The sequence below is a fragment of the Pandoraea aquatica genome, assembly GCF_902459565.1.
Lineage (GTDB): Bacteria > Pseudomonadota > Gammaproteobacteria > Burkholderiales > Burkholderiaceae > Pandoraea > Pandoraea aquatica.
Genome location: NZ_CABPSN010000007.1, coordinates 251001 through 268491 on the forward strand (window position 1 = coordinate 251001; position 17491 = coordinate 268491).

Here is a 17491-nt window from a genome sequence, read left to right on the forward strand (position 1 = left end):
CGCCATGTATGTTGTGTGCGCTTCGCCTTCGCTATGCCATGCAATGCAATTCCACGTTTATCGACGTATTTCCCGTTCTGATTGATTTCCGGTTCTGTTTATGACGCAAGACGCCAACCTCTATCGACTCTTTGCCGAACGTTTCCCCGCGGACAAATCGGCGTGCGCCATCGAGACCCCCGAAGGGCTTTATTACAGTTGGGGCGACCTTGAGCATGCGAGCGCTCGCATCGCGAACCTGCTCGCGAGTCTGGATCTGACGCCGGGTGCGCGCGTCGCCGTGCAGGTCGAGAAGTCGCCCGAAGCGCTGTTGCTGTACCTCGCCACGCTGCGTGCCGGGTACGTCTATCTGCCGCTCAATACGGCGTATCGCGAGGGGGAGATCGCTTACTTCGTCGAGAATGCCGAGCCGGATGTGGTGGTGTGCAGCCCGTCGAACTTTGGCTGGGTCTCGAAGATTGCCTTCACGAACGGCGCGAAACACGTCTTCACGCTGGGCGACGACCGGACCGGCTCGCTGCTTGAGCGCGCGGCCTGGTTCGGCGACACGTTCGAGACGGTGCCGCGCGCCCCCGACGACCTCGCGGCCATCCTCTACACCTCCGGGACGACCGGGCGTAGCAAGGGCGCGATGCTCTCGCACGGCAATCTTGCGAGCAACACGCGGGTGCTGCATGCGTTCTGGGGCTGGCGCGAACCTCAGGCGGAAGGGCGCGGCGACGTGCTGCTGCACGCGTTGCCGATCTTCCACGTGCACGGCTTGTTCGTCGCCAGTCATGCGGCGCTCTATTCCGGCAGCAAGATGATCTGGCTGTCGAAGTTCGATGCGCGCGAAGTGCTGCATCAACTGCCGAGGGCCACCGTGTTCATGGGCGTGCCGACGTATTACGTGCGTCTGCTCGCCGAGCCGGGACTGAATCGCGACGTGTGTCGCCATATGCGTTTATTCATCTCGGGCTCGGCGCCGCTGCTGCGTGAGACGTTCGACGCGTTCAGCGAGCGCACGGGGCATACGATTCTGGAGCGTTACGGCATGTCGGAGACGGTGATGCTCGTCTCGAATCCGTATCACGGCGACGCGGCGAAGGTGCGTCGTGCGGGCACCGTCGGCGTGCCGCTGCCCGAAGTGACCGTGCGCGTGGTCGGTGACGATGGTCAGCCGAGTGCAGACGGCGACATCGGACATATTCAGGTGAAGGGGCCGAACGTCTTCGCGGGCTACTGGCGTATGCCGGAGAAGACGGCCGAGGAGTTTACCGGTGACGGCTTCTTCAAGACGGGCGACGTCGGCAAGTTCGATGAGGACGGCTACGTGCACATCGTCGGCCGCTCGAAGGATCTCATCATCTCTGGCGGATACAACGTCTACCCGAAGGAGATCGAAGGCTTCATCGACGAGATGGACGGCGTGGCCGAGTCCGCCGTGATCGGCGTGCCGCACCCGGATTTCGGCGAAGCGGTGGTCGCGGTGATCGTGCCGCGTGCCGGCGTACCGGCACCCGACGAGCGCACTGTGATCGACGCACTCAAGCAGCGCATTGCCAACTTCAAGGTGCCCAAGCGTGTGCACGTCGTCACCGAATTGCCGCGCAACACGATGGGCAAGGTGCAGAAGAACCTGCTGCGCGACCGGTTTAAGTAAGACGCTTGCGACACGTTGTCGCAGACGTAAAAAATGCCGCCCCCGGTCTCCGGAGGTGGCATTGTTTTTTGTGCGGTCCGCAGGTCTGCGGCGTGCGCCTTACTTCATCTGCACGGTGCCCGAGACCGTCACGGTCACTTGCGTCTTGCCGCCTTCGAGTTGCATCGGCGGGGCAGCGTCGGCGCTGGCGCTCATGGCCATCGCCTTCATGGCGTACGCGCGCGGCATAACCGGCGCGTTCGCGCCAACCTGCACCTGACGGATCGTGTAGCCGCTGTAGCCGAACGCCTTCACGTTGTTCTGCGCCTGATTGCGGAACGCCTGAATCGCCTGGTTGGTCAGCTCGGCCTGCGTCTGCTCCTGCGCCTCACGCGAGAGCGAGAACGACACGCCGTCCATCTGCATCTGGTCCGAAATCTGGCTCGCGAGACGCGACGCCGCGCCGAAATCCTTCGACGTCATTTGCAGTTCGGTACGACCGCGCCAGGCCGTGATCTTGCCGTCGCGGTTGGTCGTCGGATAAAGCGAGACGTTACCGGTGTGCACGTCGACAGCGCTCTGGCTCTTGGCGACGGACATCGCCTTGTTCGCCTTTTGCGTGAGGTTGCGCGACACGGTGGCCGCGTCAGGACCTTGCTCCTGCGCCGACATGGTGATGTGAACCGTGTCCTGTTCGACTTCCTTCGTGGCGTTCGCTTCGAGACCCAGCACGCCGGAGACCTGACGCGTCGATTCGTCGCCCGACTGGGCATACGCGGCGTTGGCGGCAGTCGCAATCAGAAGAGCAGCAGCGAGAGACTTGCGCATAGTTGTTGTCCTTTTTCGAATGTGAGTTCGCATCTTGGCGGCGAACGTTTGACCGGTTGATGCCACTGCACCAGCGAGTGGGTACGCACTATGCGTGTGGCGGCAACGTTATACAGACGCTATCGCAATAATTTTGGTTCCCTTTGAATGCTTTTCTCGAATCAGGCTCTAAGTAAGTGCTTGCTAATGAATTTCCAATGTTCGGGGGACACTGGCGTGATCGAAAGACGGTTTCCGCGCGCGAGTACGAGCATGCCGTCGAGTTCGGGCGTTTCACGCATTTCTGTCAACGGCACGAGCCGTGTCTTGCGATCGAGCTTGACGTCGACCAGTAGCCAGCGCGGCGAATCGGGTTGTGATTTGGGATCGAAGTAGGGGCTCTTTGGGTCGAATTGCGTCGGATCGGGATACGCTTTCGAGGCGACCGTGGCGAGTCCGGCAATGCCCGGGACTGCGCAGCTCGAATGGTAGAAGAGCACGCCGTCGCCAACTTGCATGTCGTCGCGCATGAAGTTGCGCGCCTGATAGTTGCGAACGCCAGTCCAGGGAAGGGTCTGCTGCCGCGCGTTGGCGAGGTCGTCGATACTCGCCTCTTCGGGTTCTGACTTCATCAACCAGTAGCGTTGGGTCATGAGGTTTCGATGTTCGGTTGGGCGTGATGCGGCGCACATCATGCAGACGTTGCCTCGATAACCGATGCTTTTGTCACCAAATGTATGCCGCACTGCGATATTAGGCCAATTCCTATACTATGCCTTTGTGACCTTTGCGTGACGTTTCATGTACATGTTCAACCGCCTATGCCGATAGGAGAGTGAGTCATGGCAGCAGAGCCGTCTGTTCGTAGCAACGCGTTCATCTTCTATTCCCTTGCCACGGTGTCGTTCATCGAGACCAGTGTCCCCGAGTTCGTCTCCACACTCAATCAGATGTATGGCGACGACGACGAGATGCGCACGTGGCTTCAAGATACCTGGCTACCTGAAGAAGTCGAGCACGGGCGACTCGCCAAAGACTATATCGCCCGTGTATGGCCGGAGTTCGACTGGTCCCAAGCCTACGAGGCGTTTCTGGCGCGCTACAAACCGCGCTGTGACGTGCAGTACATGCGCCCGTCGCTGGCACTCGAAGCGTTGTCGCGGTGCGTCACAGAGACGCAGACGGCCATGATCTACCGTTGCCTCGAATCGTATATGCCGGTCGAGGAGCTCAAGCAGATGATGCATAAGCTGAGTAGCGAGGAGGTCGGTCACTACCGGTATTTCCGCAAGACCTTCGATCGGTACAACGCGGTAGAGCAGCATGGGGTCATCAGCCGTCTGCGCACGATGGTGGCGCGCAGCGAACTGGTGCGCGACGAAGACATCGCGTTTGCCTTCGAGCCGCTCAATCGCTTCTGGCGCACGCCGCCGCCGTTCGAGACGATGACGTGGGACGCCTTCCTGGAAATGTCGGGCGACGTCATGAAGCAGTACATGCCGGTCGAAGCCGCCACGCGCATGATGTTCAAGCCGCTGGAGACCGGTTCGTGGTGGCGCGATCGTCCGGTCAAGGCGCTGATGGCGTTCATGGTCAGGCGTCAGTACCCGCAATTGGGGAGCGAGGCCTGAGGGATTGGGCGCATTGCCCGGTCAGGCTGCGCGACCCTTTTCGATGGACGAAAAAAAACCCCGCCGAGGCGGGGTTTTTTCGTTGCCGGTAGAGCGTATTACTTGCTCGTGCCGACGACTTCGACTTCCACGCGACGATCCGGTGCGAGGCAAGCCTTGAGCTTGGCGTTAACCGGGCCCTTGCAATCGGTCGTAACCGGGTTGCGCTTGCCCTTGCCTTCCGTGTACACGCGGTTAGCTTCGACGCCCTTGCTGACCAGGTAAGCCTTCACAGCTTGAGCGCGGCGCAGCGACAGACGGTCGTTGTACTTGTCCGAACCGATGCGGTCCGTGTAACCCGTAGCAACCACGACTTCCAGGTTCAGTGCTTGAACCTTGCTAGCCAGGTCGTCCAGCTTTTGCTTGCCGGCCGGCTTCAGGATAGCCTTGTCGAAGTCGAACAGGGCGTCTGCTTGGTACGTGACCTTTTGCGAAACCGGAGCGACCGGAGCGGCCGGGGTCGGTGCCGGAGCTGCAACTTGAGCGATGATCGAACCGTCGCACTTGGCGTTGGCCGTAGCCGGGGTCCAGTACGCATCGCGCCAGCACAGTTCGTCCGAGCCGTTCTTCCAAACCCACTCGCCGCTGCCGTTCACCCAGTTGTCGTTCACGGCTTGCTTCGAGGCCGCGATCGGGCCCGGAGCCGTCTGGACGTAGTTTTGGGCCATTGCGGAAGCAGCCATCACTGCGGTAGCTGCAACGATCGCGAGCTTAGCGAATTTATTCATATTTCTCCTCTCGAAATGAGATTACCGCAGGTTTACTGCGAGCCTAGACGACAGAACCAAAGTCTTACATCGCTCGAAGTATAACATCGGCAAATGCGCGAAAGCATGGCCCATGCACTTCGAATAATGTCTAACTTATGCCACGGCATTTTGCCATAGCGATTCGGGCGCTCGCGAGAAAAACCCCAGCTTTGCAGCCCGTCGTGGCGCAGTTGTGGTTTGAGCGCAACACCTTTTGAGGCCCCTCGCCAACCGTTTCATTTCTTTCCCTTGTTTGACGTTTTGGCGTGCCAGACGTCTCTTGTGCATCGCATCACGCTCGTTTCGGATGCCTATGACGGGCATGTTAGAATCGCACGATCATATCGCCGGCAGCCGCCTATCGCGATTAGGGCTTGATAGACACGGATAATGGATCAGTTCGCCAAAGAAACTCTCCCGATTTCGCTCGAAGAAGAAATGCGGCGGTCGTACCTCGATTACGCCATGAGCGTGATCGTCGGCCGCGCATTGCCGGATGTGCGTGACGGCCTGAAGCCAGTTCACCGCCGCGCGTTGTTCGCCATGCACGAACTGAACAACGACTGGAACCGGGCTTACAAGAAGTCCGCGCGTATCGTCGGTGACGTCATCGGTAAGTACCACCCGCACGGCGACGCCTCTGTATACGACACCATCGTTCGCATGGCGCAGCCGTTCTCGCTGCGCTACATGCTGGTCGACGGCCAGGGTAACTTCGGTTCGGTCGACGGCGACAACGCCGCCGCCATGCGATACACCGAAGTTCGTATGGCCAAGATCGGTCACGAGCTGCTCGCCGACATCGACAAGGAAACCGTCGACTTCGGACCGAACTACGACGGCAGCGAAAAGGAACCGCTGATCCTGCCCGCGCGCATCCCGAACCTGCTGCTCAACGGTTCGTCGGGTATTGCTGTGGGTATGGCGACCAACATTCCGCCGCACAACCTCAACGAAGTCGTCGAGGGTTGCCTCTATGTATTGAAGAACCCGGAAGCGACCGTCGACGAGCTCATCGAGATCATTCCGGCGCCGGACTTCCCGACCGCTGGCATCATCTATGGCATCTCCGGCGTGCGCGAAGGCTATCGCACCGGCCGTGGCCGTGTGGTGATGCGCGCCAAGACGCACTTCGAAGACATCGATCGCGGCCAGCGCGTGGCAATCATCGTCGACGAACTGCCGTATCAAGTTAACAAGCGCTCACTGCTCGAGCGGATTGCCGAACTCGTCAACGAAAAGCGTCTGGAAGGTATTTCCGACATTCGCGACGAGTCCGACAAGAGCGGTATGCGTGTCGTGATCGAACTCAAGCGCGGCGAAGTGCCCGAGGTTGTCCTGAACAACCTGTATAAGCACACGCAGCTGCAAGACACGTTCGGCATGAACATGGTGGCGCTGGTCGACGGCCAGCCCAAGCTGCTCAACCTGCGCGAAATGCTGGTGCACTTCCTGGCGCACCGCCGCGAAGTGATTACTCGCCGCACTGTCTATGAGCTGCGTCGTGCCCGTGAGCGCGGCCACGTGCTCGAAGGTCTGGCGGTAGCACTCGCTAACATTGACGACTTCATCGCGATCATCAAGGCTGCGCCGACGCCGCCGATCGCGAAGGCCGCGTTGATGGAGAAGTCGTGGGATTCGTCGGTCGTGCGTGAAATGCTGGCGCGCGCCGAGACCGAAACGCAGGGTGGCCTGGCGGCTTACCGTCCGGAAGGGCTCGACGTTGCCGTGGGCGTGCAGCCGGACGGGCTGTACCGCTTGTCGGAGACGCAGGCTCAGGAAATTCTGCAGATGCGTCTGCAACGCCTGACCGGTCTGGAGCAGGACAAGATCGTTTCCGAGTACAAGGAAGTGATGGCGCAAATCGCCGACCTGCTCGACATTCTGGCCAGCCCGCCGCGTGTGACGGCCATCATCAGCGAAGAGCTGACGGCCGTGCGCGCCGAGTTCGGCGACGCCCGCCGCTCGACCATCGAACACAACGCGACCGAACTCGATACCGAAGACCTCATCACGCCGCAGGACATGGTCGTGACGCTGTCGCATTCGGGTTACATCAAGTCGATGCCGCTGTCCGAGTACCGTGCGCAGAAGCGCGGCGGTCGCGGCAAGCAGGCGGCTGCCACGAAGGACGACGACTGGATCGACACGCTGTTCATCGCGAACACGCACGACACGATCCTGTGCTTCTCGAACCGTGGCCGCGTCTATTGGATCAAGGTTTATGAAGTGCCGCAGGGTTCGCGGAACTCGCGTGGCCGTCCGATCGTCAATATGTTCCCGTTGCAGGACGGCGAGAAGATCAACGTTGTGCTGCCGGTCAAGGAGTACACGGAAGATCGCTTCGTGTTCATGGCAACGAGCTTGGGCACGGTCAAGAAGACGCCGCTTGCGGCCTTCAGCCGTCCGCTCAAGAAGGGCATCATCGCGGTCAATCTCGACGACGGCGACGTGCTGATCGGCGCGGCGATTACCGACGGTGCCCACGACGTCATGCTGTTCTCCGACGCTGGCAAGGCCGTGCGCTTCGACGAGAACGACGTGCGCCCGATGGGACGCGAGGCGCGTGGCGTTCGTGGGATGCAGCTCGAAGACGGTCAGACAGTCATTGCGCTGCTGGTCGCGGAGAACGAGCAGCAGTCGGTGCTGACGGCCACCGTGAACGGTTACGGCAAGCGCACTTCGATCACGGAATATACCCGCCACGGCCGTGGCACTAAGGGTATGATTGCGATCCAGACGAGCGAGCGCAACGGCCGCGTGGTTGCTGCAACGCTGGTCGATCCGGATGACGAGATCATGCTGATCACGACCGGTGGGGTGCTGATCCGCACGCGTGTCTCGGAGATTCGCGAAATGGGTCGCGCCACGCAAGGGGTGACGCTGATCAGCCTGGACGAAGGTACGACGCTCTCGGGTCTGCAACGCATCGTTGAGTCCGACGCGGAAGTTGCCGAAAATGGCGACGCACAAGGCGACGATGAGACGCCGGAAGCGGATGTCACGGAGTAATACCGGCGTAACTCGATGTAATCTAGGGGTGCATTGCCCCGAAAAGTCAGTAGAATCTGGCCCGATGCAGTGAAGTGCCCAGGCGAGGATGCATCTATTTATCGTCAGCGAAGGCCGACGAACTTTGGAGTGACTATTACTATGCAACACAACGTCAAGAAGTGGATGTGGCTGCTGCTCGCAGCACCGGCAATGGCAATGGCTCAGCAGAGCGCTCCGCTTGACGCGGATAAGAAGGCAGCCATCAAGGAACTGCTGGACGCCATCGACTCGAACAAGCTCGTTAGCGCGATCGGCGAAGGTGCACAAGGTCAGGCGAAGCAACTGGCCCCGCAAGTCCTCGAGCGCCAACTGGTCGAGAACAAGACGTTGAGCGACGCGCAGAAGCAGGCTATCGTGCCGACGCTGCAACAAAATTCGGTGCAAAAGCTGGTTGACGGCGCTGGTAAGGTCTTCACGACCGACGCCTTCAAGAACGACGCTGTGCAAGCGCAATACAACGCTTACGGCAAGTTCTACACCACCGACGAAATCAAGGGTCTGACCGCTTTCTACAAGAGCGCAGTCGGCCAGAAGTACATCAAGGTGCAGGATCAGGTCGGCCAGGAAGTCGTTGGCGGTCTGATGCAGAAGTACATGCCGCAATCGATCGACGCGACCAGCAAGCAAGCTGACGCCGAAATCGCGGCAGCCGCCAAGTCGGCACCGAAGGCTCCGGCCAAGAAGTAAATTTCGGCCAGTCCCTTCGGGGATTGCCGGATAATGGCCGTTTGCGAGAGATCGCAAACGGCCATTTTGCGTTTGAAGGGGTATCCCCGCGAGGCGATCTAACCTCGGATCGGATCATTCCGAGAGGCGGTCGGTCGGCGTCTGAATTGGGACGGGGGCCCGCACCGAATGCCTAACTGGCGGTATAGTGAGTCTTTGCCGCAGCCGCTGACGAATCATCGGATACATCGCGGGATATCACGAGGTATCGCGCGAATCCAGCCAAGATGTGAAACGCAAGCCGCACGGGTCGAATTCCGCCGGCTTGCGTTTCACTTTTACTGCAGCAAATCCAATATGACGCGCGCTTTCAATTTTTCCGCCGGCCCGGCTGCGTTGCCGGCCGAGGTCCTCACTCAGGCGGCCGAGGAGATGCTCGACTGGCACGGTGCCGGTATGGGCGTGATGGAGATGAGCCATCGCGGTCGTGAGTTCATGAGCATCCTGGCCCAAGCGCAAGCCGATCTGCGCGAACTGCTGGCTGTCCCGGACAATTACCGCATCCTGTTCATGCAGGGCGGAGCACTCGCCGAGAACGCCATCATCCCGATGAATCTGCTGGGCGGTGCACGTGCCCATGAGCGCCGCACGGCCGATTACGTGGTGACCGGTTCGTGGTCCGTCAAATCGGAGAAAGAAGCGCGAAAGTATTGCGACGTCAACATTGCCGCGAGTACCGAGGCCGAGAAGTTCACCCGCTTGCCGAAAGTGGACGAGTGGAAGCTTTCGAAGGATCCGGCGTACGTGCATATCTGCACGAATGAGACCATTCATGGCGTCGAGTATTTCTGGACGCCCGATCTGGCGGCGGCCGGTTTGCCGGACGTGCCGCTGGTCGCCGACGTTTCGTCGCACATTCTTTCGCGCCCGATGGACGTGTCGAAGTTTGGTGTGATGTACGGCGGCGCACAGAAGAATATCGGCCCGTCGGGGCTGACCGTCGTCATCGTTCGCGATGATCTGCTGGGTCGCGCGCTGCCGTTCACGCCGAGCGCTTTCGACTGGAAGATCGTGGCCGAGAACGATTCGATGTTCAACACACCTCCGACGTACGCCATCTATATTGCCGGTCTGGTGTTCCAATGGCTCAAGCGTCAGGGCGGTCTGGTGGCAATGGAAGCGGCGAACAAGGCGAAGGCCGATCTACTGTACGGGTATCTCGACAGCAGTGGCTTCTATCGCACATCGGTCGCGCCGGATTGCCGCTCACGTATGAACGTGCCGTTCTTCCTGAGCGACGATGCACTGAACGAAACTTTCCTGGCCGGCGCTCGCGAGCGCGGCCTGCTGCAACTCAAGGGCCACAAGTCCGTGGGTGGCATGCGCGCCTCGATCTACAACGCAATGCCGCTTGCCGGCGTCGAGGCACTGGTCGACTACCTGCGCGAATTCGAGCGCAGCCACGGCTGACGAGGGCACATCGCCAGTGCGACGCGTGTTCCTCAACGCAATTGAGAACGTCGCGCTGGGAGTTGCCTGACCATGTCACATAGCAAGAAGACAATAAGCTCCATGGAAGACGATCTGAACGCATCGCTGCGCCCCTTGCGCGAGAAAATCGATGCCATCGACGCGCAGCTGCTCAAGCTGTTGAATCAACGTGCGGCCGTTGCCCTCGAAGTGGGTGAGGTCAAAAAGCGTTTCGGCGCACCGGTGTTCCGGCCCGAGCGCGAATTGCAGGTGATTTCGCGTCTGCAGCAAGCTAACGACGGCCCGCTTTATGGCGACAATGTCGCGTCTATCTGGCGCGAAATCATGTCGGCCAGCCGCGCGCTGGAGAAGGTGATGACCGTGGCTTATCTCGGCCCGGCGGGAACCTACAGTGAGCAAGCGGCCCTGTCCTATTTCGGTCAGAGCGTGAAGGGCCTGCCGTGCCCGTCGCTAGACGAAGTGTTCCGCGCTGTCGAAGCGGGCAGTGCCGATTTCGGCGTCGTGCCCGTCGAAAACTCGACCGAAGGCGTCGTGTCGCGCACGCTGGACCTGCTGCTGCAAAGCCCGCTCACGATCGGTGGCGAAGTGGCGCTGCCGATTCATCACAACCTGATGTCGCGCTCCGGCTCGCTCGACGGCGTGACGCGTATCTGCTCGCATGCGCAGTCGCTCGCGCAATGCCAGCATTGGCTCACGGCGCACTTTCCGCAGCTTGAGCGTCAGGCGGTGTCGAGCAATGCCGAAGCCGCCCGCATGGCGGCAGCCGACCCGTCCATCGCGGCGATTGCCGGCGAATCGGCGGCGACGCAGTACGGACTGCAAATCGCGTTCTCGCACGTGCAGGACGATCCGCATAACCGTACGCGTTTCGTCGTCGTCGGGACACAGGACCCGGCGCCGAGTGGCCGCGATCAGACGTCGTTGATTCTCTCCGTGCCGAACCGTGCCGGTGCCGTGGTGGCGTTGCTCGAACCGCTGGCGAACAACGGCGTGTCGATGACGCGTTTCGAATCGCGTCCCGCGAAGAGTGGCACCTGGGAGTATTACTTCTACGTCGACTTCGAAGGGCATCGCGACGATGAGAACGTCGCGAAGGCACTTGAGGCGCTTCGTCAGAATGCGGCCTACTGCAAGGTGCTCGGGTCGTACCCGCGTTCCGCGTGAACGACAGGCGGGCCATCATGCGTCTTAATAAACTTGTTATCTGCGGCGTCGGACTCATCGGCGGCTCGCTGGCACGCGCGCTCAAAGCCGCGGGCGCAGTGAGCGAGGTCGTAGGTGTTGGTCGGACCGAAGCCTCGCTCGCCCGCGCTTGCGAGCTTGGCGTGATCGACCGGGCGGCTACGTCGATGGCGGACGCGGTCTCGGGGGCGGACATCGTGCTGCTCGCCGCGCCCGTCGCGCAGACGCCGGCGCTGCTCGCGGCCATTCGTCCGCATCTGCGTGGCGAGACGATCGTGACCGATGCCGGCAGCACCAAGACGGATGCGGTCGCCGCCGCGCAGGAAGCGCTGGGCGACGAGGCTTGGCGTTTCGTGCCTGGGCACCCGATTGCCGGTGCGGAGCTGTCCGGTGTCGACGCCGCCAAGGTCGACCTCTATCGCGACCGTCGGGTCGTGGTGTGCCCGCAGCCGGCCAATCGCGCGGACGATGTCGCACGCGTGCGGGCGATGTGGGAAGCGACCGGTGCGCGCGTCTCGGAGATGACCGAGCGGCAGCATGATCGTGTTTTCGCGTCGGTCAGTCATTTGCCGCACGTGCTGTCGTATGCGTTGATCGCGCAGATTCTCGAAGCACCGGATGCTGCGCTGAAGTTTGGATTCGCTGGCGGTGGTTTTCGGGATTTCACGCGTATTGCGGCGTCGAACCCGGAGATGTGGCGCGACATCTGTGTCGCCAACCGCGACGCGCTGCTCGCTGAGTTGGACGGCTATGTCGCCACCCTCGGCGCGCTGCGTCAATTGATCGATGCCGGCGACGGTGCCGGTCTCGAGGCCGTGTTCGCTCGCACCAGTCAGGCGCGAACGGATTGGGCTAAGCAACAGGAAAAGTAATGGAAACGCTTGATCTCGGCCCGTACGGCCACGCCGAAGGCACGCTTCGTCTGCCCGGCTCGAAAAGTATCTCGAACCGCGTGTTGCTGCTCGCGGCGCTCTCGCGCGGTACGACGCACGTACGTGAGCTGCTGGCGTCTGACGACACGCAGGTCATGCTCGACGCGCTCGCAGCGCTGGGCGTCAAGTGGACGCAGGTCGGCGACTCGCGCGATTTCATCGTCGAGGGTTGTGGCGGTGTGTTCCCCGTGAAGGCCGCAAAGCTGTTCATGGGGAACGCGGGCACGGCGATTCGTCCGTTGACGGCAGCGTTGTCGCTCAGCCATGGCGACTACGAGGTATCGGGGGTGGCGCGGATGCACGAGCGTCCCATTGGCGATCTGGTGGACGGATTGCGTCAACTTGGCGCGCAGATCGATTATCTCGGGAATCCGGGATACCCGCCGTTGCATATCAAACCGGCGGAAGTGATCGCGCCTGCCGCACCGATTCGCGTGCGCGGTGATGTGTCCAGTCAGTTCTTGACGGCGCTGTTGCTGACGTTGCCGCTGTTGCCGTCCGCGACCGGTGAGAACGTTGTGGAAGTCGAGGGCGAGCTGATTTCGAAGCCGTATATCGACATCACGCTGCGCCTGCTGCGTCGATTCGGGATCGACGTGCGTCAGGATGGCTGGTCGCGATTCACGCTGCCTGCTGCGGACGCCGATGGTGCGAAGTACCGGAGTCCGGGTGAGGTGCGCGTTGAGGGCGATGCGTCGTCGGCGTCGTACTTCCTCGCGGCCGGCGCTATCGGCGGCGGGCCGTTGCGCGTTGAAGGTGTGGGGCGTGACAGCATGCAGGGCGATGTGCGTTTCGTCGACGCACTGGCGGCAATGGGCGCGCGCGTCACGATGTTCGACGACGCCATCGAGGTGCACGGCATCGACACGCCCTCCGGCAAGCTGCGCGCCGTGGACATGGACTTCAATCACATTCCCGATGCAGCGATGACGATTGCCGTCGCGGCCTTGTTCGCGGACGGTACGACGACGCTGCGCAATGTGGCAAGTTGGCGAGTGAAGGAAACGGATCGGCTGGCCGCGATGGCGATTGAGCTTCGTAAAGTCGGTGCGACGGTGGAAGAGGGCGCGGACTACCTGCGTGTGACGCCACCGGCGAAGCTGACGCCGAATGCCGCGATCGACACCTACGACGATCACCGGATGGCGATGTGCTTCTCGCTCGTGAGTCTAGGCGGCGTGCCGGTCACCATCAACGATCCGAAATGCGTCGCCAAGACATTCCCGACGTACTTCGCGGAGTTCGCACGCGTCGCGTCCTGACAGTCGGATGGGGTGTCCATGATTGTCGCGGGTTGAATCGTCGCTGAGGCGTACCGCTTCGGCGACGTCAGCCTCATCCGTGCCTTCATCGGTGCCCTCATCCTTGTCCGGTCACCGTTTGCCAGAGCAGCACGCCATTGAGGGCGACGATCGCGCCGGCGATCAGCCAAGCGCTCGCAAGCAGCAGCCCGCGTACTCGCCATTGGCCCATGAGCTTCGCGTCACCGGCAAACCGTACGAGCGGGATCACGGCGAACGGTAATTGCAGACTCAGAACGACCTGACTGAAGATCAGCAGGTTCGTCGTCTGCGCTTCTCCGCCGTGGCCGACGATCAACAGCGCAGGAACAAGCGCCAACGCACGCGTGATGAGCGCACGTTGCCACGGCTTCATGCGCAGATTCAGAAAGCCCTCCATTGTGACCTGCCCGGCGAGCGTCGCCGTCACCGTCGAATTCAGGCCGCAGGCGAGCAATGCGACCGCGAACATCACCCCGGCCCATTGGTTGCCGAGCAGTGGCGCGAGCAACTTGTGCGCGTCGCCGAGCGACTCCACCGACGTGTTCCCACTGGCATGAAAGACGGCAGCGGCCAGGATCAGCAACGCGGCGTTGATCAGGAACGCGAAGCCGAGCGAGAGCGTGGTGTCCCATTGTGTCGTGCGGAGTGCGCGGTGCATGGCCGCAGGCGTGCGCTCGGGCATGGCTTCGCCTCGCATGCGAAGTAGTGCCGAGTGCAGGTAGAGGTTGTGGGGCATGACTGTCGCGCCGAGAATGCCGGTGGCGAGCCAGAGCATGCCAGCCTGCGCCACGATCTCGCTGCGCGGCCGGAGACCGGCCGCAGCGGCGCCCCAGTCGGGATTCGCGAGCGCCAGTTGCGCAGCGAAGCAACCCGCCGTGAGCAGAATCAATGCGGCGACGGCACCTTCGAGGCGTCGCTGCCCAAAGCCTTGCAGCCCGAGCATCGCGAACGCGAGGGCTCCGGCGAGCACAACGCCCACGGGCAACGACAGGCCGAACAGCAGTTGCAACGCGACTGCGCTACCAATGATCTCAGCGAGATCGCAGGCAATGATCGCGATCTCGCAAAGCCCCCATAACGCCAACGAGGTGCGACGGCTATACTGGCTACGTGAGAGTTGCGCGAGATCGCGTCCGGTCACCAGACCCACGCGCGCAGCCAGCCATTGCAACAACAATGCCATGACGCTCGAGAGCAGCACAACGCTCAGCAGCGTATAGCCATAGCGGGCACCGCCGGCAATTGCCGTGGCCCAGTTGCCCGGATCCATATAGCCGACGGCGATCAGCGTTCCCGCCCCGGCAAACCCCATCCACCGCTGCGCGCGACGCGGCGTACGGTTTTGCTGATCGGGCGGCGGCACCCATTCGGGGCCAGCTAAGGGATAATCGCGGCTTTGCATGGCAGTGACATCTTCCGGCGGCGCACAGAGCGTCTGTATCTAAATGATAATCATTATTATTTGGATGGGAAGTATTATTTTTTAATGTGTTGAATAGACAGAGACGAAGGGATGCCTGATTTGACGGTGGTGGACGACTCGATTCCGGTCATTACGGTGGATGGCCCGACGGCATCCGGCAAGGGCACGGTGGCACACCGTGTCGCCGACGAGCTGGGCTTTCATTACCTCGACAGCGGGGCGCTTTACCGGCTGACCGCGCTGGCGAGCGCACGCCACGGGATCGATCCGGACGACGTCAGTGCACTGGCGGTGCTCGCCGAGACGCTCGACGTGCGTTTTCGCGATCAGCGGATCTGGCTGGCCGGCGAGGATGTGACCGACGCGATTCGTGCGGAGGCGATCGGCAATCGGGCGTCGAGTATTGCGGTGCACAAGGCGGTACGCCAGGCGCTCACGGCGCTCCAGCGGGGCTTCAAGACCGCGCCGGGCCTTGTGGCGGACGGCCGCGACATGGGCACGGTGATCTTCCCGGAAGCCGATCTGAAGGTCTTTTTGACCGCCACGCCACAGGCGCGTGCCGAGAGGCGGTATAAGCAATTGATAGAAAAAGGATTTTCTGCTAACATAGACAGTCTCATGCTGGATCTTGAGGCGCGTGATGCGCGGGATCGTACCCGTGCCGAAGCGCCGCTAAGGCCTGCAGAGGGTGCGCGGGTACTCGACACATCGGGGCTCAACGTCGATCAGGCGGTGGCTCAGGTGCTCGAATGGTTCGCGCAAGTGCAGTACCCGCAAGGCGCCTGACCGGGTGTTTCATGCAGTCACCCGGCCTGGCTTTGTCTAACCTTTAACCCAACCGTTGTACGTTAGCGTCAACCCCCTCGGAAGACGGACGTCAGCGGCGTAATCCACTTTTATGTCCGACCTGCAAACCTCGACCAACGAATCTTTCGCGGCGCTTTTCGAAGAGTCGCTCTCCCGTCAAGACATGCGTGCTGGTGAAGTCATCAGCGCAGAAGTCGTTCGGGTTGACCACAACTTCGTGGTCGTCAACGCCGGCCTCAAGTCCGAAGCGTACATCCCCATCGAAGAATTCCTGAATGATCAGGGCGAGGTCGAAGTTCAGGCCGGCGATTTCGTTTCCGTGGCGATCGACGCCCTGGAAAACGGCTACGGCGACACCGTGCTGTCGCGCGACAAGGCCAAGCGTCTGGCCTCGTGGCTGCAACTGGAAAAGGCCCTCGAATCGGGCGACCTCGTGACCGGTACGATTACCGGCAAGGTCAAGGGCGGCCTGACCGTGATGGTCAACGGCATCCGTGCATTCCTGCCGGGTTCGCTGGTTGATACGCGTCCGGTCAAGGACACGACCCCGTACGAAGGCAAGACCCTCGAATTCAAGGTTATCAAGCTCGACCGCAAGCGTAACAACGTCGTGTTGTCGCGCCGTGCCGTGATCGAAGCCACCCAGGGTGAAGAGCGCGCCAAGCTGCTCGAAACGCTCAAGGAAGGCGCAATCGTCAAGGGCGTGGTCAAGAACATCACCGACTACGGCGCGTTCGTCGACCTCGGCGGCATCGATGGCCTGCTGCACATCACCGACATCGCATGGCGTCGTGTGCGTCACCCGAGCGAAGTTCTGTCGGTTGGCCAGGAAGTCACCGCCAAGATCCTCAAGTTCGATCAAGAGAAGGGCCGCGTCTCGCTGGGCGTTAAGCAACTCGGCGAAGATCCGTGGGAAGGCATTGCTCGCCGTTACCCGCAAGGCACCCGCCTGTTCGGTAAGGTCACCAACATCACCGACTACGGCGCGTTCGTCGAAGTGGAATCGGGCATCGAAGGCCTGGTTCACGTGTCGGAAATGGACTGGACCAACAAGAACGTTGCTCCGACCAAGGTTGTCCAGCTGGGCGACGAAGTCGAAGTCATGGTGCTCGAGATCGACGAAGACCGTCGTCGTATCAGCCTCGGCATGAAGCAATGCAAGCCGAACCCGTGGGATGACTTCTCGCGCAACTTCAAGAAGGGCGACAAGATCAAGGGCGCAATCAAGTCGATCACCGACTTCGGCGTGTTCATCGGTTTGCCTGGCGGCATCGACGGCCTGGTCCACCTCTCGGATCTGTCGTGGAGCGAAGCCGGCGAAGAAGCTGTTCGCAAGTACAAGAAGGGCGACGAAGTCGAAGCCGTGGTTCTGGGCATCGACGTCGAGAAGGAACGCATCTCGCTGGGTATCAAGCAGCTCGAAGGCGACCCGTTCAACACGTTCGTGGCGATCCACGACAAGGGCTCGATCGTTGACGGCACCATCAAGGCTGTCGATCCGAAGGGTGCTGTCGTTTCGCTGGGCGACGACGTCGAAGGCTACCTCCGCGCATCGGAAATCTCGCACGACCGTGTGGAAGATGCCCGTAACGTGCTGAAGGAAGGCGAAGCCGTCAACGCAATGATCGTCAACATCGATCGCAAGTCGCGCAACATCAACCTGTCGATCAAGGCCAAGGATTCGGCCGAGCAACAGGAAGCGATCAGCAAGATGTCGTCGGATAGCTCGGCAGCGAGCGGCACCACGAACCTCGGTGCCCTGCTCAAGGCCAAGCTGGACAGCCAGAATCAGTAAGGTCCAAGGCC

The 17491-nt window shown here is 61.3% G+C and carries 14 protein-coding genes; 10 read left to right on the top strand and 4 right to left on the bottom strand.

Annotated elements, in window-relative coordinates:
• Positions 1–100: 100 nt before the first annotated feature.
• A complete protein-coding gene (locus PAQ31011_RS21325) occupies positions 101–1642 on the top strand; it encodes a malonate--CoA ligase (protein ID WP_150577703.1) in 1542 nt (513 codons plus the stop codon).
• A gap of 99 nt (positions 1643–1741) precedes the next feature.
• Here PAQ31011_RS21325 and PAQ31011_RS21330 read toward each other — a convergent pair whose 3' ends face one another.
• Both PAQ31011_RS21330 and PAQ31011_RS21335 read right to left on the bottom strand, forming a co-directional pair.
• Entirely contained in the window at positions 1742–2449 is a 708-nt protein-coding gene (locus PAQ31011_RS21330) for an SIMPL domain-containing protein (protein WP_150577704.1), read from the bottom strand.
• 161 nt (positions 2450–2610) lie between these two features.
• The gene (locus PAQ31011_RS21335; RefSeq protein WP_150577748.1) at positions 2611–3081 is read right to left on the bottom strand and encodes an EVE domain-containing protein; all 471 of its coding nucleotides are present in this window, start codon (positions 3079–3081) and stop codon (positions 2611–2613) included.
• A gap of 189 nt (positions 3082–3270) precedes the next feature.
• On the opposite strand from PAQ31011_RS21335, the gene PAQ31011_RS21340 reads away from it, so the two are divergent.
• Complete coding sequence (locus PAQ31011_RS21340; RefSeq protein ID WP_150577705.1) at positions 3271–4059, top strand: hypothetical protein; 789 nt, start codon at positions 3271–3273, stop codon at positions 4057–4059.
• 98 nt (positions 4060–4157) lie between these two features.
• On the opposite strand, the gene ompA is transcribed toward PAQ31011_RS21340, so the two are convergent.
• Entirely contained in the window at positions 4158–4826 is a 669-nt protein-coding gene (ompA, locus tag PAQ31011_RS21345) for an outer membrane protein OmpA (RefSeq protein ID WP_150577706.1), read from the bottom strand.
• Positions 4827–5237: 411 nt separating this feature from the next.
• Between ompA and gyrA the strand changes: the two genes are divergently transcribed.
• The 6 genes from gyrA (at position 5238) to aroA (ending at position 13434) form a co-directional block, all read left to right on the top strand.
• Positions 5238–7859, top strand: coding sequence for a DNA gyrase subunit A (gene gyrA, locus PAQ31011_RS21350; protein ID WP_150577707.1), 2622 nt, complete (start codon positions 5238–5240; stop codon positions 7857–7859).
• A 141-nt stretch (positions 7860–8000) separates the two neighbouring features.
• Positions 8001–8588, top strand: coding sequence for a DUF2059 domain-containing protein (locus tag PAQ31011_RS21355; protein ID WP_150577708.1), 588 nt, complete (start codon positions 8001–8003; stop codon positions 8586–8588).
• A 336-nt stretch (positions 8589–8924) separates the two neighbouring features.
• Positions 8925–10037: a 3-phosphoserine/phosphohydroxythreonine transaminase gene (gene serC / locus PAQ31011_RS21360; RefSeq protein ID WP_150577709.1), complete on the top strand. Its 1113-nt coding sequence runs from the start codon at positions 8925–8927 to the stop codon at positions 10035–10037.
• A 102-nt stretch (positions 10038–10139) separates the two neighbouring features.
• On the top strand, positions 10140–11222 hold the full coding sequence (gene pheA, locus PAQ31011_RS21365; RefSeq protein WP_150577710.1) for a prephenate dehydratase: 1083 nt from the start codon (positions 10140–10142) through the stop codon (positions 11220–11222).
• 17 nt (positions 11223–11239) lie between these two features.
• Entirely contained in the window at positions 11240–12112 is an 873-nt protein-coding gene (locus PAQ31011_RS21370; RefSeq protein ID WP_150577711.1) for a prephenate dehydrogenase, read from the top strand.
• A complete protein-coding gene (gene aroA, locus PAQ31011_RS21375) occupies positions 12112–13434 on the top strand; it encodes a 3-phosphoshikimate 1-carboxyvinyltransferase (protein ID WP_150577712.1) in 1323 nt (440 codons plus the stop codon). The genes PAQ31011_RS21370 and aroA overlap by 1 nt, the downstream gene beginning before the upstream one ends.
• Positions 13435–13531: 97 nt before the next feature.
• Here aroA and PAQ31011_RS21380 read toward each other — a convergent pair whose 3' ends face one another.
• Complete coding sequence (locus tag PAQ31011_RS21380) at positions 13532–14857, bottom strand: Nramp family divalent metal transporter (RefSeq protein WP_150577713.1); 1326 nt, start codon at positions 14855–14857, stop codon at positions 13532–13534.
• Positions 14858–14968: 111 nt separating this feature from the next.
• On the opposite strand from PAQ31011_RS21380, the gene cmk reads away from it, so the two are divergent.
• Together cmk and rpsA are read left to right on the top strand one after the other, a co-directional pair.
• Complete coding sequence (gene cmk / locus PAQ31011_RS21385) at positions 14969–15664, top strand: (d)CMP kinase (protein ID WP_217424881.1); 696 nt, start codon at positions 14969–14971, stop codon at positions 15662–15664.
• 112 nt (positions 15665–15776) lie between these two features.
• Positions 15777–17480 carry a 30S ribosomal protein S1 gene (rpsA, locus tag PAQ31011_RS21390; protein WP_039400075.1) on the top strand — a complete coding sequence of 568 codons (1704 nt, stop codon included), beginning with the start codon at positions 15777–15779 and terminating at the stop codon, positions 17478–17480.
• Positions 17481–17491: the final 11 nt, after the last annotated feature.